This is a genomic window from Solibaculum intestinale (assembly GCF_040096205.1).
In the GTDB taxonomy this organism is placed as follows: Bacteria; Bacillota; Clostridia; order Oscillospirales; family Acutalibacteraceae; genus Solibaculum_A; species Solibaculum_A intestinale.
The window spans coordinates 377,217-401,036 of the sequence record NZ_JBBMFD010000001.1 but is presented as its reverse complement, the minus strand read 5'-3'; the positions used below and the strand labels follow the sequence as shown (position 1 = coordinate 401,036).

Below are 23,820 nucleotides of genomic sequence, written 5' to 3'. Positions count from 1 at the left end.
AAGCAATGAAGATCGAAAAGGTAAGGCTGCAGAAATACATGGCCGAATGCGGGGTCGCCTCCCGGCGCAAGTCGGAGGAGCTGATTGCGGGCGGCTTTGTCAAAGTAAACGGCCGCAAGGCCTCCATTGGGGATCAGGTCATTCCCAAAAGGGATTTGGTGACAGTCCATGGCAGGCGTCTGGAACACAAGCATGCGATGCGCTACATTATGCTTTATAAGCCCAGGGGCTATATCACCACCTTAAGCGACGAGCAGGACCGCCGGTGCGTGGCCGATTTGGTGAAGGACATCCCCGAACGAGTCTACCCGGTGGGACGGCTGGACCGGGAATCGGAAGGCATGCTTTTTCTCACAAACGACGGCAATTTCGCCAACGTCTTAACCCATCCGTCCAAGCATGTGCCCAAAACCTACCGGGTGACGGTGCGCCCGGGAATCACTGACGAACAGCTTCTTCGCATGCAGGAGGGCATCGTCATCGACGGGCGCAAAACCGCTCCGGCCGAGGCTCATGTGGTACAAAAGGAAGAAGGGCGCACGGTGGTGGAAATCGTCCTGCACGAAGGGCGAAACCGCCAGATCCGCAAAATGTGCGAGGTGTTGGGGCTGGAGGTGGCGCGGCTCAAGCGCATCGCCATCGGACCGGTGCGGTTGGGAATGCTCCAGCCGGGCAAATGGCGGGAGCTGACCACCGAAGAGGTGCGCCGGCTTCTGAGCGGAAAACCGGCGGCAGGAAAAAATGCCGGACAAACGCAAGGAAAGAGGAAGAGCTATGCTAAAAATACAGCCCGTAAGAGATGAGGAGAGACGGGAGACTTTCCTAAGCACCCACGGTATGCCTATGGAGCAAAGGTTCGCCGTGCTCGAAGCGGTGGAAAACGGGATCTGCACCGGCAGCTTGGTGTTCAGCCGGGAAGGGGAGCGGGCGGTTTTGTGGTCGATCTTTTTCGGCGAGGATCAAACCCTGTTGGACGGACTTGTGCGCGCAGCGGCTTCCATTGCCATGGATGCGGGAGCAAAAACAGTGGAATGCGAAACTGCCGCGTTGTTTGAAGTGCTTTCGTCAGTTGGATTCCACAAAATAGGGGATAAAATGGTGATAAATTTACCACAGTTCTTTCAAAGATGCTGCGCGGGCCGAAATCCCCGTTGAAAACCTTGTTAAATTATATACAATTTATTATAATAGTTAGGTGTAAAAATAGTTTTCGCAGGAAGGCGAATAGAAAAACGGGGGCAAAATGCCGGGATTTCGGCGGATGTTCCTGATAATGGAGGAACCAGAATGAGCTTAGAAAGCGGACTCAACACGTTGAAGCAGGCGCGCGCGTCCAAAGAGCAGACGCCGGCCCGCAAGCTTACCGAGAAGCTGTTCGACGCCGGCTCTTTTACGGAACTGGGCTGCATGACGGCGCCTGAGGTTATCACCGGCTGCGGCGCCATGGACGGCGCTCCGGTGTATGTTTTCGTACAGGACCGGGATGTCAACGGCGGTGCGGTCGGCAAAGAGCAGGCGGCGAAAATCCGTAAGGTCTATGACCTGGCGGCGAAAACCGGCTGTCCGGTTGTCGGGGTGTTCAATTCCAACGGCGCTTATCTCAAAGAGGGAGTGGAAGCACTTGCCGCCATCGGCGAGCTGCTCATGTGGAGCAACAACCTTTCCGGCGTCGTACCTCAGATTTCCCTCATTGCAGGTCCCTGCGGGGGCGCTTTCTCCCTGATCGCGGCGGACGCGGATGTGGTGGTGAAGGCGGCCGAGGGCGATCTGTTCCTGGTTGCAAACGAAGAGGACAAGGCCAAGAGCGTCATTTCGGTGGAGACCGAAACCCTTGACGAGGCGGTGGCCAAGGTCAAGGAGGTCGTCTCTCTTCTGCCTCTCAATAACATTTCCACCACCCCGGTGGCCGACTCCGCCGAGCCGGATTCTGACGCATGCCCCATCTGCCAGACGGTGGACGGCGGCAGCTTCGTGGAATTCCAGGCAAAGGTAGGCGAGAAGGCGGTAACCGGCCTTGCCCGCATCGCGGGCCAGACGGTGGCGGTTGCCATGACCAAGGGAGGCGCCTTGGATGCGGCCTCCAGCGCAAAGATCGCGCGGATGGTGCGGTTTGCGGACGCCTTTGCGATTCCGGTGGTCACCTTTGTGGACTGCGAAGGCTTTGCTTCCATCAAGGAGGCGTCCATGGTGGCACACGCTTACGCGGAAGCGACCACGGCAAAGGTCTCGGTCATCACCGGCTCGGCCATCGGTTCGGCTTATGTCGCCATGGCGGGCACGGCGTCGGGTGCCGATGTGGTTTACGCCTGGCCCCAGGCGGTGATTTCCGGCTTAGCGCCGGAGACGGCGGTGGCCATTATGTGGAACAAGAAGCTCGCCGCGATGAAGGACCCGCTTACCGAGCGCTCGGCGCTGGTGCAGGAGTACGCCGATACCAAGGCCGCTCCCTTTGACGCGACCAAGGCCGGCCTTCTTGAAGAGGTCATCGAGCCGGGCGAGACCAGAGCCCGCCTCATTGCGGCGCTGGACCTGCTGGCAGGCAAGCGCGTTTCCCGCCTGCCCAAGAAGCACTCGAACATTCAGCTGTAACAAACATCCGGGTTCCCGGGTGAAAAAGCCACCGTCATTTCCCAGCGGCAAATGCGGGTGGGGCTAAAATGAGAACAAAAAGGAAAGCCGCTGGAGGAAAGGTGGTTTATCATGAAGAATTTGAGAGTCACGGTCAACGGAAAAGCGTACGACGTACAGGTGGAAGAACTGGGTGCCAATGCGGCTCCTGCCCCGGCTGCTCCTGCTCCCGCCGCTCCTGCGGCTCCGGCGGCAGCTCCGGCTGCTCCCGCAGCGGCGCCTTCCGGCAGCGAGACCATCGCCGCCCCCATGCCCGGCACCATTCTGAGCGTCAACGTCAAGGCGGGCGACTCGGTCAAGAGCGGCGATGTGCTGCTGGTACTGGAAGCGATGAAGATGGAAAATGAGATTATGGCTCCCCGCGACGGCGTCGTGGCGTCGGTCATGGTCAATAAGGGCGAAAGCGTCGACTCCGGCAAGCCCATGATCGCGCTCCAGTAACATTCGGGAAAGAGGTGCAACAACTTGGCTAAGGTTGGAATTACAGAAACCGTCCTGCGCGACGCGCATCAGTCCCTGATCGCGACCCGCATGACGACGGAAGAAATGCTTCCGGTTCTCGAACAGCTTGACGCAGTGGGCTTTCATTCGCTGGAATGCTGGGGCGGCGCCACCTTTGACGCATGCCTGCGTTTTCTCAACGAAGATCCTTGGGAACGCCTTCGCATCATCCGCAAGAAGGCGCCCAACACCAAACTGCAGATGCTCTTCCGCGGGCAGAACATGCTCGGTTACCGCCACTATGCGGACGACGTGGTGGAATATTTCGTGCAGAAGTCGGTGGCAAACGGCATCGACATCCTTCGCATCTTCGACGCGCTCAACGATGTGCGCAACCTGGAAACCGCCATCAAGGCCACCAAGAAGGAAGGCGCTCATTTGCAAGCCGCCATTTCCTACACCACCGGCCCGGTTTTCAGTACCGAATACTATGTCAAATACGCCAAGGAGCTGGAGGAGCGGGGTGCGGACTCCATCTGCATCAAGGACATGGCCGGCCTTCTGACGCCCTATGCCACCTATGATCTGGTCAAGGCGCTCAAGGAATCGGTGAAGATCCCGATCCAGCTTCATTCCCACTATACCGCCGGCCTTGCCTCCATGGTTCTCTTAAAGGGCATCGAGGCGGGCGTGGACGTAATCGACACCGCCATGTCCCCGCTGGCCATGGGTACCTCCCATCCGGCCACCGAGTCCATGGTGGCGGCCCTCAAGGGCACGCCTTACGATACCGGCCTTGATCTTGTTAAGCTCGACGGCATTCGTGCTTATTTCGATACCCTCCGCCAGAAGTACCTTAAGAGCGGTCTTATGAATACTAAGGTGCTGGGCGTGGACGCAAACGCTCTCCTTTATCAGGTGCCCGGCGGCATGCTATCCAACCTGGTTTCCCAGCTCAAACAGGCGGGCAAGGAGGACAAGCTGGAGGAAGTGCTCAAGGAAGTGCCGCGTGTACGCGCGGACGCGGGCTATCCGCCGCTGGTCACTCCGTCTTCCCAGATCGTGGGCACCCAGGCGGTTTACAACGTCATCACCGGCGAGCGGTATAAAATGGTCACGAAGGAATTCAAAGGCATCGTGCGCGGCGAGTACGGCGCGACCCCGGTGCCGATTGATCCCCAGTTCCGCAAGAAGATTATCGGCGACGAAGAGCCGATCACCTGCCGTCCGGCCGACCTGCTCGAGCCGGAGCTCGACAAGCTGCGCGCCGAGTGCAGCGAATGGGTGGAGCAGGAGGAGGATGTCCTGTCCTATGCCCAGTTCGGCCAGGTGGCAGTCAAGTTCTTTGAGCAGCGGCGCAATGAAAAGTACCACATCGACAAGAATGTGGATATGGAGAATAAGGTCCATCCCGTTTGATCGCAGTGAAAAACGAGGCCCCCGGAGGTATCCGGGGGCCTTTCGGCTTTTCGCAAAAGGCAGCCTGTATAAATTCCGAAGATAAGCTCACCCGCCTGGAGAACGGCAAAATTCGCAGATTCGGTTGACAGGGTAGGCGAAAAACGGTAAAATAAACGATAGGAAACCCTGCTTTGCGTCCAAAGAAGCAGGGAACTTTTCTGTAGAAACAGGCGAATTGAACTAAAGTGGTGAAATGCATGATCCGAAGTATGACAGGGTACGGCCGCGCGCAGGCGGTCATCGACGGTCATGATATCACGGTGGAGATCAAGTCGGTCAACCACCGGTATTATGAGTTTTCCGCGCGGGTTCCGCGCATTTATGGGTTTCTGGAGGAAAAGCTCAAGGCTTACTTCCAGACCCGCATCGCCAGGGGTAAAGTGGATGTCTATGTTTCTATTGAAACGCTGGATTCCACCGCCTGCCAGGTGGTGGTCAACCATTCGTTGGCGGCTGGTTACCTGGCGGCGTTGAATGAGCTTGCCGACCGGTACGAGCTGCGAAACGACGTGTCCGCGTCTCTTATTTCCCGGTATCCCGACGTGCTCACCGTGCATAAGGCTCCTGAGGACGAGGAGCAGATTTGGGCGGCGGTCCGGTCGGTGGCCCAGCAGGCGGGAGACGAGTTTATCGCCATGCGGGAACGGGAAGGACGGCGGATGAAGGAGGACGTGGAGTCCCGGGCGCAAACCATCTTAGAGAAGGTGGCGTTTGTGGAGGAGCATTCTCCTCAAACGGTGCGCGCCTATGAGCAGAAGCTGGAAAAGCGCATCCGCGAGCTTCTGGAGGACCGCACGGTGGATGAACAGCGGCTGTTGACCGAGGCGGCTATTTTTGCGGACAAAACGGCGGTAGCGGAAGAAACCGTCCGTCTGCGCAGCCACATCGAGCAGCTTCACAGCATGCTCGAAAGCGGCGAAGCGGTGGGCCGCAAGATCGACTTTCTGGTGCAGGAAATCAACCGGGAAGCCAATACCATCGGTTCAAAGGCCCAGGACGTGGAAATCGCCCGGGTGGTGGTGGACATCAAGGCGGAGATCGAGAAAATCCGCGAACAGATTCAGAACATTGAATAGGCTCCAGCCGCAGGTTCCCATGCGAACGGGAAAGAACATCCGCGGCTGTGCAAAAGGAAAGCGGTAAGCGATGAAATTGATTAACATTGGCTTTGGCAATATGGTATCGGCCAACCGTCTGGTGGCGATTGTCAGTCCAGAATCTGCTCCCATTAAGCGCATCATTCAGGACGCGCGGGACCGGGGCACTCTCATTGACGCCACCTATGGCCGGCGTACCCGTGCGGTAATCGTCACCGACAGCGATCATGTGATTCTTTCCGCCGTGCAGCCGGAAACGGTGGCAAACCGCGTGAACGACCATGACGAGGACGACGATGAGGAGATCGAGGACAATGAATGAAGGATGTCTCTTGGTGCTGTCCGGCCCATCCGGATGCGGGAAGGGAACGGTAGTCAAGCGGCTTTTGGAACGGGATCCGAAGCTTCGGCTATCGGTGTCCATGACCACCCGAGTACCCCGGGAAGGGGAGGTGGACGGAGTTTCCTACCACTTTGTTACGAAGGAACAGTTCGACCGGACGGTGGAGCAGGGGGGCGCCATGGAATACGCCCGCTGCGGAAACGGGGACTGTTACGGCACGCCTGCCGCACCGGTGAAGGAGTGGCGGGAAGAGGGGATGGACGTGATTTTGGAGATTGATATCCAGGGTTACCGCCAGGTGAAGGAAAAGGCGCCCGACGCGGTTGGCATCTTCATTATGCCTCCGTCCTTTGGAGAGCTTTCCCGCCGTTTGCACGAACGGGGAACGGAAAGCGAGGAAAAGATCCGGCAGCGGCTGAAAACCGGGAAAGAGGAAATCCGCTGCGCCGGGGAATACCAGTATATTGTGGTAAACGACGCGCTGGAAGACGCGGTCGACCAGATTGAAGCCATTCTCAAGGCGGAACACGCTAAGACGGAAGCCATGCGTACTATAATAGAAGAGGTGCTTAACGATGCTCAAACCATCTCCCAATGATATTTTTTCCGACAACCGCAGCCGTTACTCCTTTGTCATCGCGGTAGCCAAACGGGCCCGCGAAATCGTCGACGAGGCGGAGGCGGCCGGCACCGTTCTTACCGAAAAGCCGGTCAGCATTGCGGTGGATGAATTCTCCCACGGGGAATACGTCATCAAAGAGAAGAAAGACTCTCAAGACGAAACGCTCCAATAAGGCGGAGGTATGAATATGCCTGCGGTGATGATAGCCCAGGTCGCGGTGGAGCAGACGGCCATTTATTTTGACAAGGGGTATGACTATCTGGTTCCCCCGTCCATGCAAGAAACGGCCCTGCCGGGCTGTCGGGTGCTGGTTCCCTTTGGGCGCGGCAACCGCAAACGGCAGGGAATCGTGCTGTCGGTTCGGCAGGAAACGGCATTGGAATCCATCAAACCGATTGCAGCGGTGCTTGACAAGGCGCCGCTTCTTTCAAATGAGCTTCTTTCTCTGGGAAAGTGGCTTAGGGAAAAGACCTATTGTCCTCAGTTCGACGCGCTCAAGGCCATGCTGCCGGCGGGAATGAGCCTGCGTTTGGTGGCGAGCTACGCCATCGCGCCGGACGTGGCGCCGGAACGGATGGAGACGCTTGCCCCGGAGGAACGCCGTATCGTCCAGCACCTGGCGGACAGCGGCGCCCATGTGGAACGGGAGCGGCTTTTGGAAATCATGGGCCTTTCCCCGGAAAGCGACCTGCCCGAGCAGTTAGTAAAGAAAGGGTTTTTGACCCGCAGCGACGATTCGGTGCGCCGGATCGGGGACGCGACGGTCAAAATGGTGCGCCTGGCGCTTTCCGACGAGGAAACCCAGGCGCTTTTGGAAGGAAAGCTCACGCCCAAACAGCGGGAGGTAGTCACCCTTCTTTCGCAGGCGGGCGGCGCCTCGGTCAAGGAGGTCTGTTACTTTGCCGCCTGCGGGGTTTCGGTGGTGAATACTCTAGTGCGCAAGGGCGTGCTGGAGTTTTATGCAAACGAAACCTACCGCGCCCCGGTCAAGGAACGCCCCGCCCAGGACGCCGGGTCTATCCGCCTGACCGACGAGCAGCAGAAGGCCTTTGAACAGCTGCTGACCCAGTACCAGGCGGGAGGCGGCGTCTCCCTTCTTTACGGGGTAACCGGATCGGGGAAAACCCAGGTGTTTATGCGCTTGGCCGACGAGGTGCTCAAACTGGGCCGTGCGGTGCTTGTTATGGTTCCGGAAATCTCTTTGACACCCCAGACCTTGAGCCTCTTTTACCGCCGGTACGGCGGGCAGGTGGCGGTGATTCACAGCGGTTTGTCCTTAGGTGAACGGCTCGACGAATGGAAGCGCATCAAAAACGGCCAGGCCAAGGTCATCGTGGGGACCCGTTCGGCGGTGTTCGCCCCATGTGAGGACTTAGGGCTTATCATTCTGGACGAGGAGCAGGAGCACACCTACAAATCCGAGTCCTCCCCGCGGTTTCACGCAAGGGACGTGGCGAAGTTTCGCGTGAAATGGCACAAGGCGCTGCTGCTGCTGTCTTCCGCCACTCCATCTCTGGAAAGCTTTTATCAGGCGAGCCGCGGCCGCTATACCCTCAACCGGCTGGAAACCCGGTACGGGGATGCAAACCTCCCCGCCGTCTCGGTGATTGATATGCGCCTGGAGCCGCCAGGCACCGGCAATGCGTTGAGCGGTCCGCTGGTGGAGGAGCTTCAGGAAAACCTACAGGCGGGGCGGCAGTCCATCCTGCTGTTAAACCGCCGGGGGTATAACACCTTTGCCTCCTGCCGCAGCTGCGGTGAGGTGGTCACCTGCCCCAATTGCAGCATTTCCATGACCTATCACACGGCGAACGGACAGATGATGTGCCACTATTGCGGCCATATGCAGCCCTTTACCACTAAGTGCAGCCACTGCGGGGAGGACCAGGTGCGTTATTCCGGATTCGGCACCCAGCGGGTGGAGCAGGAGCTCATTGACCGGCTGCCCGGTGCGCGTATCCTGCGGCTGGACACTGACACCACCATGACCCGGGACTCCCACGAACGAAAGCTTGGTTCCTTTGCCAAGGGCGAGTACGACATTATGATCGGCACCCAGATGGTGGCCAAGGGCCTTGATTTTGAGAATGTGACCCTGGTGGGGATTGTCTCCGCCGACCAATCTCTCTTTTCCGACGACTACCGCAGCTACGAGCGGGCTTTTGCTCTCTTTACCCAGGTGGTGGGCCGTTCGGGCCGGGGAAAACACGCGGGCCGCGCGGTCATCCAGACCTATACGCCGGACCATCCGGTGATCGCCCTAGCCGCCCGGCAGGACTACGACGCCTTTTACAAAAGCGAGATCGCCTCCCGCAAAACCATGCTTTACCCGCCTTTCTGCGACCTTTGCCTGGTGGGCTTTGTAGGCCGGGAGGAAGAAAAGGTGCAGGCGGGGGCGCGGGAGTTTTTGCACGAGCTCAAAGAGGTGGCCCAGCGCGACTACCCGAAGCTGCCGCTTCGGGTGCTCGGCCCAGCGCCGGCAGTGGTGTGCAAGGTGGCGGGGAAATACCGGTACCGGCTGCTGCTCAAATGCCGGGACACGGCGGAATTCCGCCGGTTTCTGATGGGGCTTTTGGTGTCCTTCGGAAAAAAACGGGGATTTTCCGAGGTAACCGCGTATGCGGACATGAATCCGGAGGGCATCCTATAAGGTAAGGAACGCAGCGCCGTTTCGGCGCACAAGGATAGAACGGACAAAAGAACGGTTTGCCCCATCGGCAAACCAGGTTTCCCGATGTTAGGAGGACACGCAATGGCAATTCGCAGCATTATTACCGATACCGATCATTTTCTTCGTAAGAAATCCCGCCCGGTGGACAAATTTGACGACCGGCTGCATGTGTTGCTCGACGACATGGCCGAAACCATGTACAAAGAGGACGGCGTGGGCCTGGCTGCGGTGCAGGTGGGCGTGCTGCGCCGGGTGGTGGTCATCGACGTGGGAGAGGGGCTTCTTGAGCTTGTAAACCCTGAAATCGTCGAACGGGAAGGGGAGCAGGAGGTGGTGGAAGGCTGCCTGTCGTGCCCCGGAAAACGGGCGGTGCGCCTGCGTCCGAAAAAGGTGACGGTAAAGGCCAAGGACCGCAACGGCAAGGACATCACCGTTTCCGGGGAGGACATTTTAGCCTGCGCTTTCTGCCATGAATGCGGTCATCTGGACGGGGAGCTTTTTTATGACAACATCATCCGTATGGTAGATCCGGACGAGGAAGAATAAGGAGGTGGAGCCCTGTGCGCATCGTATTTATGGGAACGCCGGAGTTCGCCGTGCCGTCTCTGGCAGCGCTTTTACAGGCGGGTCATGAGGTGAGCGGTGTTTTTACCCAGCCGGATAAGCCCAAAGGGCGCGGCTATGTGCTCACACCTCCGCCGGTCAAAGCGCTGGCGGTGGAAAAGGGAATCCCTGTTTACCAGCCTGCCACTTTAAAAGACGGGCAGGCGCTCGAGACTCTGCAAAGCTTAGATGCGGAACTGATCGTGGTAGTGGCTTACGGAAAGATTCTGCCTCAGGCGATTTTATCTTTGCCCAAATTCGGGTGTGTAAACGTCCATGCGTCTTTACTGCCCAAGTACCGGGGAGCGGCGCCCATCCAGTGGAGCGTGCTCGACGGTGAGAAGGAGACGGGCGTCACCACTATGCAGATGGCAGCTGGCTTAGATACCGGTGATATTCTCTTGCAGGCGGCGACCCCCATCGGGGAGAACGAAACCGCCGGCGAGCTGCACGACCGGCTCTCCCAGCTCGGCGCAAAGCTGCTGATAGAGACGGTGGAAGGGCTCGAAGCGGGTACTATTGTCCCGGTAAAACAGGACGACTCCAAGTCTTGCTATGCTTCCATGCTGGACAAGTCCCTGTGTCAGGTGGACTTTTCCCAGCCGGCCCATAAGGTTCACAATCAAATCCGCGGTCTGTCCCCCTGGCCGGTGGCGGTCACCCAGTTAAACGGCAAAACCCTCAAGCTCCACCGTTCCCGGCTTGGAAAACCGGCCGACGGGAAGCCGGGGGAAGTGATTTCCATCGAACCTTTTGCAATTTGCTGCGGTGACGGGAATACCGTCGAGCTTTTGGAAATACAATATAACGCGGGAAAACGCCTTGCGGCCGACGCGTTTCTGCGGGGCCACCGGATTGAGCCGGGGACCGTCCTCGGCGGGTAACCATTTCTTTGTAACACAGGAGGACAGCAAATGCCAGGACTTTATATGTGGGCTTTTGATCCGACCTATCTGATTTTCGTGATCCCGGCGCTGGTCATTTCGATCATCGCCCAGGCGGGGGTGCACTCGGCCTACCGCAAGTATTCGTCTGTGCGAAATCGGCGGGGTATGACCGGCGCTGAGGCCGCCCAGCGGGTGCTGCAGTTTTACGGGGTCTCAGGAGTGTCGGTGGAACGGGTCGGCGGCAACCTGACTGACCATTTCGATCCTAGGCGCCATGTCATCCGCCTTTCTGAAGGCGTGTACGACAGCGCCACCATTGCCGCCGTGGGCATCGCCGCCCATGAGGCGGGCCATGCGGCCCAGTATGCCAAAGGCTACGTGCCTATCAAAATCCGCAACGCCCTCTATCCCATTGCCAACATCGGTTCCACCCTTTCCTTTTATATCGTGCTCATCGGGATTTTGTTTTCCTACGGCTTTCTGGTCAACATTGGCATCATCCTGTTTAGCTGCGCGGTCCTTTTTCAGATCATTACCCTGCCGGTGGAGTTTAACGCAAGCTCCAACGCCGTGCGCGCCATTGACGAGGCGGGCCTTCTCACGGAAGAGGAACTGACCGGCAGCAAAAAGGTGCTGCGCGCCGCTGCTATGACCTATGTGGCCGCCGTGGTCGCAAGCCTTTTGAGCCTCTTGCGCCTGCTGGCCATCGCCCGGCGCAACAACCGTGGGTAACCCGGCGGGAAATGCCCGCATGGTTTCGCTGCAAGCGCTGTTAAAGATGGAGCTGGAGGACGGGTACTCGAACCTGGTTCTGGACGGGGCGCTCAAAGCGGCGAAGCTTGAGAAGCGAGACGAAGCCCTGGCCTCGGCGCTCTTCTATGGGGTGCTGGAGCGCCGCCTTACTTTAGACGCGGTCATCGCCGCTCACTCGAAAATCAAAATCAAAAAAATGTCTCCCCAGGTGCGAAATATTTTGCGTCTTGGGGTTTATCAGCTTTTGTTTTCCGATAAGATCCCGCCTTCTGCAGCGGTGGACGAATCGGTAAAGCTTACTAGAGCCTGCCGCCAGGCGTCCGCCTGCGGCTTTGTCAACGCCGTGCTGCGTGCGGTGCAGCGGGATACGGCCGCCCTGTCTCCTGCGAAAGGGGCAGGGCTGGCACAGCGTCTGTCCTTTCTCTATTCCTGCCCCCAGTGGCTGGTAGCGCTGTGGCTAAAGCACTATGGAGAAGTAGACACGGAAGGTATGCTCAAGGCGTTTTTGCGTCCGTCGCGGGTGTGCGTCCGGGTGAATACCACCCGGGTCACCGGGGAGGAACTTTTACGCATTCTAGCCGGAGAAGGCGTAAAAGCGCGGCCGGATGAACATCTGAAAACCGCCTTATGGCTCGAAAACGCCGGGGCGGTAGAAAAGATCGGAGCGTTTCAGAAGGGCCTCTTTCATGTGCAGGACTTAGCGTCCCAGCTGTGCTGCCAAGCATTGGACGCAAAGCCGGGCGACACGGTTTTCGACGTGTGCGCCGCCCCCGGCGGGAAAGCCTTTACTACGGCCGAACATATGCAGGATCGGGGAACGCTTACTGCATGCGACCTCTATGAATCCAGGGTCAGGCTCATCGAAAGCGGCGCAAAGCGGCTGGGCCTTACCTGTGTAAAAGCCCGGGTCCAAGACGCTTCGAAACCGCAGGAAGCGCCGTGTTTGGCCGATCGGGTACTCTGTGACGTGCCCTGTTTCGGTTTGGGGGACATTGGGAGAAAACCGGAAATCCGGTATAAAATGCCGGATTTGCTTGCAAAATTTCCCCCTATGCAATATAATATCTTGTGTATTGCGTCTAAATTGGTAAAGCCCGGAGGCCTGCTAGTGTATTCCACCTGCTCGCTCACGCCTCAGGAGAACGAGGAAGTGGCGGAGCGATTTCTCTCAGAGCATCCGGATTTTGTGCCCAAGACGCTCGATTTACCCGATGCGCTTTTGCGCCCTTGTGACCGGGGAAGCCACCGTGCTACCCTGCTTCCGCATATCAGCCAGTCGGACGGTTTTTTCTTAGCGGCCATGACCCGTATAAAACCAGCCGAGTGATACTCTCCTAGGAGGACGAATGGGAAAACAGGACATTACCACCCTCTCCCAGGAGGAGCTTGCCCAAGCTGTCAAAGCCATGGGCGTGCCCGCCTTCCGCGCATCCCAGATTACCGGATGGCTGCGCCGGGGCGTTTCCTCCTTTGACGAAATGACGAACCTGCCCGCCGCTATGCGGTCGGCGCTTTCGCAGCAGTATTTTATTCCATCGGTGTGTATTGAGAAAAAGCTGGTTTCCCAGTTGGACGGGACGGTGAAATACTTATTCCGCCTGTCCGACGGGGAGTTGATTGAAGCGGTCTTGATGCAGTACCAGCACGGGACCAGCATGTGTATCTCTACCCAGGCCGGGTGCAAGATGGGATGCGCCTTCTGCGCCACCGGTATGGGCGGGTACCGTAGAAACCTGACCGCCTATGAGATGGCAGGGCAGATTCTCGCGGCCCAAAAGGACGAAAACCGCCGGGTGTCCAATGTGGTGCTTATGGGGATGGGGGAGCCTTTGGATAATTATGAAAACGTCCTCTCCTTTCTCCGCCTCGTGTCCGACCCAGAGGGGCTTAATATCGGCATGCGGCATATTTCCCTTTCCACCTGTGGTGTGGTGGATAAAATATATGACTTGATGGAGCACCGCTTTCAGCTTACCTTGTCGGTTTCCCTTCACGCGCCCAACGACGAAATCCGCGGCAAAATTATGCCAATCAATAAAAAATGGGGAATTGACGCTCTGCTGACCGCCTGCCGTGATTACACGGCGGCAACAAAGCGCAGAATATCTTTTGAGTATGCGATGATTGACGGGGTAAACGATTCGGACGCATGCGCCCGGGAACTGGCGCAGCGCCTTCGCGGAATGCTGTGCCACGTCAATTTGATCCCTGCAAACGACGTCAACGGCAAGCCCTATCAAAAAAGCAGCCGGGAACGGCTTTTGCGGTTTTCGGAAATCCTGACGAAGAAGGGAATTACCACTACTGTGCGGCGCAGCCTGGGAGCGGATATTGAAGCCGCCTGCGGGCAGCTGCGGGGAAAGTATGGGGCGGTGACGTCTTAAAGATAAACAAGAGATCAGGGAGGTGAGGTTTGTGAGACTTTTCGGCAAAAGCGACATTGGGCGCCGCAGAAGCTCCAATCAGGACGACTACGCCTTCGGCCGGCTGGGAAGCAGCGCGGTCTGGGCGGCGGTGTGCGACGGAATGGGAGGAGCCAACGGCGGCAATGTAGCGAGCGCGATGGCGGTGCGGGAGATTTCCAGGCACATCGAGTCGGACTACCGGGAAGGCTGCAAACCGAACTCCATTAAGACCCTGCTTCAGTCGGCAGTGTACACGGCGAATGCCGAGATTTACGAAGAGGCAAGGAAAAACGAAGCCTTGGCCGGCATGGGAACCACGGTGGTGGCCGCAGTGGTGGCCGACAAGCTCGCCTGCATCGCCCATGTGGGCGACAGCCGGGCTTATCTCATCCATGAAGACGCCATTTGCCAGATCACCCGGGATCATTCCGTGGTGCAGGAAATGGTGGAGGCGGGGCAGATCACACAGGAAGAAGCACGCGCCCATCCCAATAAAAACGTAATTACGCGGGCGCTTGGAATCGTACCGGAAATCGCCATCGATTACAGCGAAGTCACGCTGCAGCGGGGCGACGCATTGATTCTCTGTACCGACGGCCTGTCCAACCAGATGGAGGCCGATGAAATAAAGAACATTGTGAAAGCCGGCGTAGAGGACGCCTGTGCGCGTTTAGTAACGCAAGCAAACGCGCGGGGCGGCCCGGACAACATTACGGTGGTCCTGCTTTCCGATCGCTGAATTCATCGAAAGCTGGCGTTGGTTTCAGACTAGAAGTGGAGGTTTCCATGGATAAATATATTGGAAAACGGCTGGACGGCCGTTACGAAATTATCGAGGTCATCGGGGTCGGCGGAATGGCGGTGGTCTATAAGGCCAGGGACGTGCTCGACGACCGGATTGTGGCGGTAAAGGTGCTCAAAAGCGAATTCTTGGGCAATGAGGAATTCCGCCGCCGGTTTAAGAATGAATGTAAGGCGATCGCCGTTTTGTCCCATCCGAATATCATCAAGGTTTACGACGTGAATTTCGGCGGAAACATTGAGTATATTGTGATGGAATACGTGGACGGCATTACGCTCAAGGAATACATTGAACAGCAGGGCGTGGTCAAATGGAAGGAAGCGGTCCATTTTACCACCCAGATTCTCAAAGCTCTCCAGCACGCCCATGACAAGGGGATTGTCCATCGAGACATTAAGCCTCAGAATATTATGCTGTTGCAGGACGGGACCATCAAGGTGATGGATTTCGGTATTGCCCGGTTCTCCCGCAACACCTCTCATACCGTCAACACCGACCGTGCCATCGGCTCGGTTCACTATATCAGCCCCGAACAAGCCAGCGGCGACGTGACCGACGAGCGTTCGGACATCTATTCGGTCGGCGTCATGCTCTACGAGATGCTCACCGGCAAGCTGCCCTTTGAGGCGGATACGGCGGTGTCGGTGGCCATTATGCAGTTGCAGTCCACGCCCCGCATGCCCCGGGAGATCAACGAAACCATCCCCGAAGGTCTCGAAGAGATCACCATGCACGCCATGCAGAAGGACCCGCAGAAGCGTTACCAGTCCGCGGCGGAAATGCTCCGAGACATTGAAGAATTCAAGCGCAATCCCAGCATCCGCTTTGAATATAAGTATTTTGTGGACGATAATCCCACCCGCATCGTTAAGTCCATCGACCGGGTGCGCGCAACCGACTCCTATACGGCTTTGGACGAACCGGAGGAGGACGGGGAAGAGGACGACAAGAAGAAAAAGAAGCATTCGGCCATTCCGCTTTTGGCGGGCATCGCCTTCGGCGTGGTCCTCTTTACGGTGGCCTTTGTCATTGCGGTCATGTGGTGGATGGGTGTGTTCACCGGCCAGGACGGGGATCTCATCGAGGTGCCTAAGGTTATCGGCATGACCATGGAGGAAGCAAAGCTTCAGTACCCGGACTTTGCCTTTGAAATCAAGAATACACTCTATAATACCGCGCCCAAGGATCAGATCATCGAGCAGGATCCCTCCGAGGGCAGTAAGGTGGAGAAGGGCGCCGCGGTGAAGGTAGTGGTCAGCCTCGGCCCGAAGGAGAACGTGGTTCCCGACATCGTGGGGAAGGACTGGAAGACGGCCAAGGCCACGCTGGACGGGGCTAAGATCCAGTATGAGGTGCAGGAACGGGAGGACGAGGAAACAGCGGAAGGCTATGTCATCCAGACCTCTCCGGCCGTGGGCGAAACCGTCAAGGAAGGCCAGACCATTCTGGTGTACGTCAGCTTGGGCCCGTCCCAGATTCCGGTGACGGTTCCCAACGTCATCGGCATTTCGGAAGCCAACGCAAAGCGCCTGCTGGAGGAAAAGGGCTTTACGGTGGGCGAATCGGTTCAGGTGGATTCGGACCGGCCCATCAACGAGGTGCTTTCCTGTGACCCGAAGGTGGACTCTACCGTGACCAAGGGCACGAAGGTCACCCTTACCATCTCAAACGGCAAGGCTCCCACCAAGCAGGCCACGGTTACCGTGAACCTGCCAAAAACCAGCACGCCGGTGTATCTGAAGGTTTACGTGGACGGGGTGGAAAACCGGGACCTCCGTACCAACGAGATCATTCCCAGCCAGCGGCCCCAGTACGATTTTACGCTGGAAGGAACCGGGACCTCCACCATTACCGTGCGTATCAGCACCAATCCAGACAGCGGCTTTGCCGATTACGCGATTTATACTGTCAATTACGACTCTCATACGGTAAAACTGACTCAGCAGAATGAATTCAAAGATCCCAATGCCAATTCCTCCAAACCGGAATCCAGCAGCAAACCGCATGACGATTGACAAAGTGACGGAGGCAGGGCTTTGAAGGAAACAACTGGACTGATTGTAAAAGGAATCGGCGGCTTTTATTATGTGAAAGCCGCCGATTCGGTATTGGAATGCCGCGCCCGCGGTATTTTCCGAAAAAACAAGCAAACGCCGCTGGCGGGCGACCAGGTGAAGGTTTCCCTGCCCGAGACGGGGATGCCCATGGTGGATGAGATTCTGCCTAGAAGGAACAGTCTCATCCGCCCGCCCATTGCGAATTTAGACCGGCTTTTCATCGTGGTGAGCGTATGTGATCCGGGGCCGAACACCCTGGTGGTGGATAAGCTCATTTCCATCGCCGAGCATAAGGAAATCGAGCCGGTGGTGATCGTTAACAAAACGGACCTGGCCGATCCGACGGAGCTTCTCGATATCTACCGCAGGGCCGGGATTCCAGTATGCAGGGTGTCCGCCGGGACGGGCGAGGGGATTGAGCAGGTGAGAGACCTGCTGACCAACCGGATCTGTGCTTTTACCGGCAACTCCGGGGTAGGAAAATCGAGCCTGTTAAACCGGCTGGATCCCCGGCTGGGCCTCGCCACCGGGGACATCAGCAAAAAGCTGGGCCGCGGGCGGCACACCACCCGTCAGGTGGAGCTCTACGAACAGGAGAACGGCGGGTATCTGGCGGATACGCCGGGCTTTTCCTCGCTGGACTTGGAGCGCTGTGAAACGGTGCTGGCGGGGGAGTTAGCCGGGTGCTTCCGGGAATTCGCCCCTTTCGTAACCGATTGCAAGTTTACCTCCTGCTCTCATACTGGGGAAAAGGGGTGCGCGGTGAAGGCGGCGGTGGACGAGGGAAAAATCCATCCCTCCCGCTACCGAAGCTATGTGGAGCTTTATAACGCGGTCAAAAACATCAAAGAGTGGGAACTGAAATGAAGAAAGCGTGCGTGATCATCGGCGCGGCTCCCTGCGGCAATCCGCTTGAGCAGCGTGCCTATATAGAAGCCGGAAGCTTTGTCATCTGCGCAGACGGCGGGTATCGAAACGCCCAGCAGATGGGAGTAAGCCCCGATCTGCTCATAGGGGATTTTGATTCCGCCCCCTTACCGGACCTGCCCGGCGTACCGGTCAAGACCTTCCCGGAAGAAAAGGACGACACCGATACCATGCTTGCGGTGAAATACGCCGTTGGGAAAGGCTTTGGACGGATCACTGTCCTGTGCGGAACCGGTGGCCGGCTTGACCACACCATTGCAAACCTGGACGCCTTGGTGTTCGCCGCCAAGGCGGGGGTGCCGGCGCTTCTGGCCGACGGCAACAACGAAGTGCGGGTGCTTCTGGGTGGCGGTTCGGTCATCCTTCCCAGGCGGGAGGGCTGTAAATTGTCGGCCTTTGCCTACGGCGGAGAGGTGACGGGGGTCAACTACATCGGCCTCAAATACCCCTTGCATGACGCGACGCTGGTTCCGGGGATTCCCTTGGGCGTGAGCAACGAATGGGTTTGGGAAAAGGCCCAGGTTTCCATTGATAGCGGCGTCCTGCTGCTGGTATCCTCAAAAATGTGACACCTTCTGTCCGCCCCTGGCGTATGATGGCATAGGTACAACGCAAGCGGTACCGAGTCGGAAATCTACGTTGACGGGCGGTGGCGATTTGAGACAGCTTAGCCGGATCATCGGGACCATTTTACTGGTCCTAGGACTTTTGCTTCTGCTTTTCTGCGTTCTTCCGGTGCAGGTGCTGGTTGTAGTCGGAGCGGCGATTATGGTTCTTATCGGAATCGCGCTGCTGCGTGCCTGTTAGAATGCGGAGGGAGCTCTATGAAAATTGTCGTTGTGAGAAGCCCAAAATTTCTCAGAGGAATTTTAAGAATGATCTTCGGTATCAAACGAGAGACGGTTTAAAGAGAAACCGAACATAATAGCACTGGGCGCTGCTTTCTTTAAAAGCGGCGCCCAGTGCTATTTCGTCCTTTCGCGGAATGATCCTTGCCTTTTCGCCATATGCATGAGGGTACCGGTCGGGCGGCGGCCGAATCGGAAAAATCCTGTCAGCCGCTGGAATAGTGGGGACAGGACATGAATATAGATTGCTTAGAAACACTGTAGAAAGGCGAGGTAATCTCATATGGAATTAAAGGTTTCGCATGACACGGTTTCCATAAACGAGGTGATTTTCGAGGGCAGCGCCGAGCAGCCGGTAGACCTGGACATCAATCTGCCGGACTATTGCCCCGACATTTCCCGGATTCTCAAGTGCCGTCTCATGCCGGCGGTATCGGTACGCCAGATCACGGGCGACCGTCTCCAAGTAGAGGGAAAGACTCAGGTCAGCATTCTCTACGTGGACGATACCAACCGGCGGGTCCAATGCATGGAGCAGTCTCTTCCCTTTTCCCAGAGCTTTGCCCTGCAAGGGGCGCCTGAGGACGCGGCCGTCTTCAGCAACACCGTGATCGATTACGTCAACTGCCGCGCCAGCTCGCCCCGCAGACTCGGGGTGCATGGGTCCTTTACGGTGGGGGTCAAAGTACGCGGGCGCACCGACTGCCAGGTCGTCACCCAGGCGGAGGGAGCGGGGATACAGCTGTTGCGTCATGCCGCGCCGGTCAGCAGCGTCATTGGGATGGCCGAGCGGCAGTTCTCCATGAACGAAATGCTGGAGCTTGGCCAGAGCAAGCCCACGGCTGCTATCTTGGTGCGCAGCTCCACCACCATTCTCATCAGCGACTATAAAGCCATCGCCAACAAAGTGATCGTCAAGGGAGACATCCAGATCGCCACTCTCTATCAATGCGAGGACAGCGACGACATGGAGAAAATGGAACATTCCCTTCCGTTTTCCCAAATCATCGACTTGGACGGCGTCACCGATGAAAGCTTCTGTGACATCCGCTGCGACACGGTATCCTCCGACATTCAGATCCGTACCGACGGCGCCGGGGAAAACCGCCTCCTTTCGGCCGACCTGCGCCTTTGCATCCAGGTGACCGCCTATCAGTCTTCGGAGATTTCCCTCATCAGCGACGCTTTCTCCACGGAAGTGGAGATTGAGGCCGACTGCAACGAAATCCGCGCCGAGCAGATGCTCAAACGGATGCGCTACGACGGTGTCTACAAAAATACCTTCGAGCTTCCCTCCGGGGACATCACCGCCATCTGCGACCTTTGGTGCGACGCCGGGATGGTCAGTTGTGTGGCCGCCGAAGGAAAGCTGCTCGTCAAGGCACCGGTCAACGTAAGCGTCCTGGCGCTGGATGGGGACGGATGCCCCACCTACTTTGAACGGGTGGCGGAAATCGAATATGAGGAGGAGCTGCCCGAGGGCGTCACCCTCGCCTTGTGCGAACCTACCCTCTGTATCACCGGATGCAGCTTCAGTTTCGCCCAGAGCCAGAGTATGGAGATCAAAATCGAATACCGCCTGGAGGGCTGCGTATTTGTTCCCTTCCAGGAAAACGCCATCTGCGATCTTCGCCTGTGCGAGGATCAGCCCATTGTCCGCGTAAGCGGGGCGGCCCTGGTGATTTACTACGCGGATAGAGGCGAGCGGCTCTGGGACATCGCGCGTAAATATTGTACGTCGGTCAACGCCATAAAGGAGGAAAATGAATTGAGTGAAGACGTGGTTCCTGCCCGGGGCATGATGATGATTCCAAGTATATAACGCAGACTGGAGGTGGAGTGAACATGGAAGAGAGAACCATTTATCAGGACATTGCCCAGCGTACCCAGGGTGACATTTACATCGGCATCGTCGGCCCCGTACGCACCGGCAAGTCCACCTTTATCAAACGGTTTATGGATACCCTGGTGGTCCCCAACATCAACAGCGACTTCAAACGGGACCGCGCCATTGACGAACTGCCCCAGTCCGCCGCCGGCCGGACCATTATGACCACCGAACCCAAGTTTATCCCCGAGGAAGCGGTGGAGGTTACCTTAGACGGAAACGCAAGCTTCCGTATGCGGATGATCGACTGCGTGGGGTACATCGTGCCAAGCTCCCTTGGATATGTGGAGGGCGACCAGCCCCGCATGGTCAAGACCCCTTGGTATGAGGAGGAAATCCCCTTTAACATGGCCGCCGAAATCGGGACCCGGCGGGTCATTACCGAGCATTCCACCATCGGCCTGGTGGTGACCACCGACGGCAGCATCAGCGACATTCCCCGGGAAGAATACCAGGAAGCGGAAGAACGGGTCATCGACGAGCTGCGGGAGATCAATAAGCCCTTCATCGTGCTGTTGAACTGCATGTATCCCAACTCCCAGGGAGCTAGGCAGCTTTCCCAGGAATTAAGCTCCAAGTATTCGGTGCCGGTTCTGCCGGTCAACTGCCTGGAGCTCGAGGAGGAGGAAATCCGCCAGATCCTTTCCCAGGTGCTCTTTGAGTTCCCGGTCAAGGAAATCTCGGTGGAGCTTCCCAAGTGGCTTTCCGCCCTGCCCAAGGAGCATTGGCTGCGCACCTCCGTTTACGGGGCCATCCGCGAATGCGCCGCCGACATCACTCGTATCCGGGAGGTGGACCGCATTGTCACCGGCGTGGTGGCCTGCGAATACATCGAGTCGGCCAAGACCATTTCCATGGATCTGGGAACCGGCAGCGCCAGCATCCGGGTATCCACCCGGCAGGAGCTTTTCTATAAGATCCTCAGCGAGTCCAGCGGCCTTTCCATTGAGAGCGACAGCGAGCTGCTTTCCAGCATGACCGAGCTTGCCGCCATGAAGAAGGAATACGACAAGATCAAGTCCGCCCTCATGGAGGTGGAAGCCACCGGCTACGGCATCGTCATGCCCACCCTGGACGAACTGACTCTGGAAGACCCGGAGATCATGCGCCAGGGTGGCCGGTACGGCGTGCGCCTGAAGGCCTCCGCCCCGTCCATCCACATGATGCGGGCCGACATCACCACCGAGGTGACTCCCATCGTGGGAAGCGAGCAGCAGTCGGAAGAGCTGGTCAGCTACCTGCTCAAGGAGTTCGAGGAAAATCCCACCCAGATCTGGAGCTCCAACATCTTCGGTAAATCCCTCCACGAGCTGGTCAACGAAGGGCTTCACAATAAGCTCTACCGCATGCCAATGGACGCGCGCATCAAGCTCAAGGAAACCATCGAACGCATCATCAACGAAGGATGCAGCGGCTTAATCTGCATCATTCTTTAAAAAACAAAACGGGCGCCGGGAAGAAGAAAACCGGCGCCCGTTTGATTTTAAGGATGGGTTGTTTTGGAAGTGAAAGAATAGGTGGAATCCGGAGAAATCAATGCTGGTATCTTTGTGAAATTCATTTCCTCGCCCTTGTAATTGAGATGCAGCGCTGATATAATGAAACAAGAAATGCGGACGAGGAGGATTTTTGCATGGAAAACCAGGTGATTTTCAAAAAAGCAGCCTTCGGCGGGTTTGACCGGGGCGAGGTGCTCCACTATATCGATACGATGAACCAGGAATCCTTGGCCATCCGCCAGCAGCTCGAGCAGCAGCTCAGCGAAACCTCTCGTTCGCGGGATGAGTTTGCCCGAAAAGTCTCCGATTTTGACGAGATCATTCTGGGGCTGGAGAACCAGCTCGAGGAGGAAAAGGGGAAGAACATCCGCTTGACGGAAGAAATGGCCCGGGTGGAAAACGAACTGCGAAACGCAAAGCTTTCGGAAGGCCAGCGCCTGCGGGAGTTGACTCTTGAGCAGGAGAAGAACCGCCAGCTTCGCGAGCAGATGGATACCCTGTCCGAACGGGCGGGACTTTATGAACGGGTGAGCGCCCAGGCGGGCGAGGTGCTGCTGGACGCGCGGATGAGTGCCGCGAAAATTCTGGAGGATACTCAGAAAACCGCCAAGGAAACGGCGGACGCGGCCAATGCGTCCGCCCAGGCGGTGTATGGAAACATCACGGGCTTACGCGGCGAGATTGACGCCATGCGCGACACCATCCACCAGATCACCAAAGACATCGACCAAAAGCTTGACGACATGTGCCGGGAGATCGACAAGGCCGCCGTTCAGCTTTCCGAGCTGACCGCGTCCAAGGAAGCGGCGGCTTTCGACGAAGAGGAAGAAAACAACGATCCGCTGTTTTTTCGTCCCTCCGTCTGAGTCAGGGCAGCAGGCTTCTTTCGCTGATGATGTCCGGCTCATCCCGGATAAGCCGGACTCATGGGGGCGGGAAAGGGAAGAGGCCGGGCCGGATTTCGATCGTCCTTCGGCCGAGAAGCGGGCGGACGGCTTGGACGAGATTTTGGGTTTGCTGCACCGGACGGTGCAGGCGGTTTCCAAGAACATAAAGAGGTGGTTTCTACGCAAAGGGTAACGATCCATACGGATGAGCTGGCAGAGAGGACGGGTGAGCTGTACGCAGGGCAGGGAATTTTGCTTTCCGGCACGGTTTATACTGCCCGGGACGCGGCTCACAAACGAATGATCGCCATGCTCGACAAAGGGGAAGAGCTTCCCATTTGCATAAAAGGCGCGGTTCTCTACTATGCAGGGCCGACGCCGGCGCCTGAGGGGCTGCCGATTGGCTCGTGCGGCCCTACCACGTCCGGGCGCATGGACGTGCATACCCCGCGGCTTCTGTCTTTGGGGCTCAAAGGAATGATCGGCAAGGGGCAGCGGTCCAAGGAAGTGGTGGACGCCATAGGGCGGTACAAAGCTGCCTATTTGTGCGCCATCGGCGGCGCTGGCGCCCTGGCAGCCAAGTGCATCAAAAGCTGCGAGGTAGTGGCGTTTGAGGATCTGGGCTGTGAATCCATCAAGCGGCTGACGGTGGAGAGGTTCCCGTTGGTGGTCGCGGTGGACTGCCATGGAGGCAATCTCTTCGACCGGGAATAAAAAGAATCTATCAAAACCGGCTGTGGTTGATACCAACCACAGCCGGTTTTTTGCTGGTTGAAAAAGATGTTATCTGAATAATTTATTTTTAATATTAAATTAAGCATATGTATTCGTTGAATTCCAGTTGATTGAAAATGAAAACAATACAAAAGAAAGGAAATTATAAAGATAATATTCAAAAAATTTGCATATTATCGACGATATTTCAAAAAATATGCAGATTTATGGATAGAAATTCATTGACAGACCTATGCATATGGTCTATACTGGGTATGAAAAATCTG

Annotated in this window: 25 protein-coding genes; all 25 read left to right on the top strand. The window is 57.2% G+C overall.

The features are described from left to right. Positions 1 to 5: 5 nt before the first annotated feature. The 25 genes from WMO26_RS01875 (at position 6) to WMO26_RS01760 (ending at position 23,533) form a co-directional block, all read left to right on the top strand. The gene (locus tag WMO26_RS01875) at positions 6 to 803 is read left to right on the top strand and encodes a pseudouridine synthase (protein WP_349217830.1); all 798 of its coding nucleotides are present in this window, start codon (positions 6 to 8) and stop codon (positions 801 to 803) included. Next, positions 775 to 1,155: a hypothetical protein gene (locus WMO26_RS01870; protein ID WP_349217829.1), complete on the top strand. Its 381-nt coding sequence runs from the start codon at positions 775 to 777 to the stop codon at positions 1,153 to 1,155. The genes WMO26_RS01875 and WMO26_RS01870 overlap by 29 nt, the downstream gene beginning before the upstream one ends. Before the next feature lie 132 nt (positions 1,156 to 1,287). Then, positions 1,288 to 2,589, top strand: coding sequence for a carboxyl transferase domain-containing protein (locus WMO26_RS01865; protein ID WP_349217828.1), 1,302 nt, complete (start codon positions 1,288 to 1,290; stop codon positions 2,587 to 2,589). 111 nt (positions 2,590 to 2,700) lie between these two features. Continuing rightward, the gene (locus tag WMO26_RS01860; RefSeq protein ID WP_349217827.1) at positions 2,701 to 3,069 is read left to right on the top strand and encodes a biotin/lipoyl-containing protein; all 369 of its coding nucleotides are present in this window, start codon (positions 2,701 to 2,703) and stop codon (positions 3,067 to 3,069) included. Positions 3,070 to 3,093: 24 nt separating this feature from the next. Next, positions 3,094 to 4,488, top strand: a complete 1,395-nt coding sequence (locus WMO26_RS01855) for an oxaloacetate decarboxylase subunit alpha (protein ID WP_349217826.1) — start codon at positions 3,094 to 3,096, stop codon at positions 4,486 to 4,488. Between the two features lie 239 nt (positions 4,489 to 4,727). Then, positions 4,728 to 5,606, top strand: coding sequence for a YicC/YloC family endoribonuclease (locus WMO26_RS01850; protein ID WP_349217825.1), 879 nt, complete (start codon positions 4,728 to 4,730; stop codon positions 5,604 to 5,606). A gap of 70 nt (positions 5,607 to 5,676) precedes the next feature. Beyond that, the gene (remA, locus tag WMO26_RS01845; RefSeq protein ID WP_349217824.1) at positions 5,677 to 5,949 is read left to right on the top strand and encodes an extracellular matrix/biofilm regulator RemA; all 273 of its coding nucleotides are present in this window, start codon (positions 5,677 to 5,679) and stop codon (positions 5,947 to 5,949) included. After that, positions 5,942 to 6,568, top strand: a complete 627-nt coding sequence (gene gmk / locus WMO26_RS01840; protein WP_349217823.1) for a guanylate kinase — start codon at positions 5,942 to 5,944, stop codon at positions 6,566 to 6,568. Before remA ends, gmk begins: the two co-directional genes overlap by 8 nt. Next, the gene (locus tag WMO26_RS01835) at positions 6,546 to 6,764 is read left to right on the top strand and encodes a DNA-directed RNA polymerase subunit omega (RefSeq protein WP_349217822.1); all 219 of its coding nucleotides are present in this window, start codon (positions 6,546 to 6,548) and stop codon (positions 6,762 to 6,764) included. The genes gmk and WMO26_RS01835 overlap by 23 nt, the downstream gene beginning before the upstream one ends. A 15-nt stretch (positions 6,765 to 6,779) precedes the next feature. Next, positions 6,780 to 9,242 (top strand): replication restart helicase PriA, encoded by a 2,463-nt coding sequence (priA, locus tag WMO26_RS01830; RefSeq protein ID WP_349217821.1) that lies wholly within the window; start codon positions 6,780 to 6,782, stop codon positions 9,240 to 9,242. Between the two features lie 102 nt (positions 9,243 to 9,344). Beyond that, positions 9,345 to 9,809, top strand: coding sequence for a peptide deformylase (gene def, locus WMO26_RS01825; RefSeq protein ID WP_349217820.1), 465 nt, complete (start codon positions 9,345 to 9,347; stop codon positions 9,807 to 9,809). Between the two features lie 14 nt (positions 9,810 to 9,823). Continuing rightward, positions 9,824 to 10,750, top strand: coding sequence for a methionyl-tRNA formyltransferase (fmt, locus tag WMO26_RS01820; RefSeq protein ID WP_349217819.1), 927 nt, complete (start codon positions 9,824 to 9,826; stop codon positions 10,748 to 10,750). A gap of 30 nt (positions 10,751 to 10,780) precedes the next feature. Next, a complete protein-coding gene (locus WMO26_RS01815) occupies positions 10,781 to 11,485 on the top strand; it encodes a zinc metallopeptidase (RefSeq protein ID WP_349217818.1) in 705 nt (234 codons plus the stop codon). Positions 11,486 to 11,504: 19 nt separating this feature from the next. Next, positions 11,505 to 12,833, top strand: coding sequence for a 16S rRNA (cytosine(967)-C(5))-methyltransferase RsmB (rsmB, locus tag WMO26_RS01810; RefSeq protein ID WP_349217817.1), 1,329 nt, complete (start codon positions 11,505 to 11,507; stop codon positions 12,831 to 12,833). 19 nt (positions 12,834 to 12,852) lie between these two features. Next, positions 12,853 to 13,890, top strand: a complete 1,038-nt coding sequence (gene rlmN / locus WMO26_RS01805; RefSeq protein WP_349217816.1) for a dual-specificity RNA methyltransferase RlmN — start codon at positions 12,853 to 12,855, stop codon at positions 13,888 to 13,890. 31 nt (positions 13,891 to 13,921) lie between these two features. After that, positions 13,922 to 14,650, top strand: a complete 729-nt coding sequence (locus WMO26_RS01800) for a Stp1/IreP family PP2C-type Ser/Thr phosphatase (RefSeq protein ID WP_349217815.1) — start codon at positions 13,922 to 13,924, stop codon at positions 14,648 to 14,650. A gap of 47 nt (positions 14,651 to 14,697) precedes the next feature. Continuing rightward, positions 14,698 to 16,728 (top strand): Stk1 family PASTA domain-containing Ser/Thr kinase, encoded by a 2,031-nt coding sequence (gene pknB / locus WMO26_RS01795; RefSeq protein WP_349217814.1) that lies wholly within the window; start codon positions 14,698 to 14,700, stop codon positions 16,726 to 16,728. Between the two features lie 21 nt (positions 16,729 to 16,749). After that, positions 16,750 to 17,637: a ribosome small subunit-dependent GTPase A gene (gene rsgA / locus WMO26_RS01790; protein ID WP_349217813.1), complete on the top strand. Its 888-nt coding sequence runs from the start codon at positions 16,750 to 16,752 to the stop codon at positions 17,635 to 17,637. Further along, the gene (locus tag WMO26_RS01785; protein WP_349217812.1) at positions 17,634 to 18,266 is read left to right on the top strand and encodes a thiamine diphosphokinase; all 633 of its coding nucleotides are present in this window, start codon (positions 17,634 to 17,636) and stop codon (positions 18,264 to 18,266) included. The genes rsgA and WMO26_RS01785 overlap by 4 nt, the downstream gene beginning before the upstream one ends. Positions 18,267 to 18,354: 88 nt before the next feature. Further along, positions 18,355 to 18,504, top strand: a complete 150-nt coding sequence (locus WMO26_RS01780; protein ID WP_349217811.1) for a hypothetical protein — start codon at positions 18,355 to 18,357, stop codon at positions 18,502 to 18,504. A 17-nt stretch (positions 18,505 to 18,521) separates the two neighbouring features. After that, complete coding sequence (spoVM, locus tag WMO26_RS13585) at positions 18,522 to 18,605, top strand: stage V sporulation protein SpoVM (protein ID WP_353963364.1); 84 nt, start codon at positions 18,522 to 18,524, stop codon at positions 18,603 to 18,605. A 223-nt stretch (positions 18,606 to 18,828) separates the two neighbouring features. After that, positions 18,829 to 20,367 carry a DUF3794 and LysM peptidoglycan-binding domain-containing protein gene (locus WMO26_RS01775; protein WP_349217810.1) on the top strand — a complete coding sequence of 513 codons (1,539 nt, stop codon included), beginning with the start codon at positions 18,829 to 18,831 and terminating at the stop codon, positions 20,365 to 20,367. Positions 20,368 to 20,390: 23 nt separating this feature from the next. Then, entirely contained in the window at positions 20,391 to 21,869 is a 1,479-nt protein-coding gene (gene spoIVA / locus WMO26_RS01770) for a stage IV sporulation protein A (RefSeq protein ID WP_349217809.1), read from the top strand. 197 nt (positions 21,870 to 22,066) lie between these two features. Continuing rightward, positions 22,067 to 22,798 (top strand): hypothetical protein, encoded by a 732-nt coding sequence (locus WMO26_RS01765; protein ID WP_349217808.1) that lies wholly within the window; start codon positions 22,067 to 22,069, stop codon positions 22,796 to 22,798. 60 nt (positions 22,799 to 22,858) lie between these two features. Then, positions 22,859 to 23,533 (top strand): FumA C-terminus/TtdB family hydratase beta subunit, encoded by a 675-nt coding sequence (locus tag WMO26_RS01760; RefSeq protein ID WP_349217807.1) that lies wholly within the window; start codon positions 22,859 to 22,861, stop codon positions 23,531 to 23,533. Positions 23,534 to 23,820 lie beyond the last annotated feature (287 nt).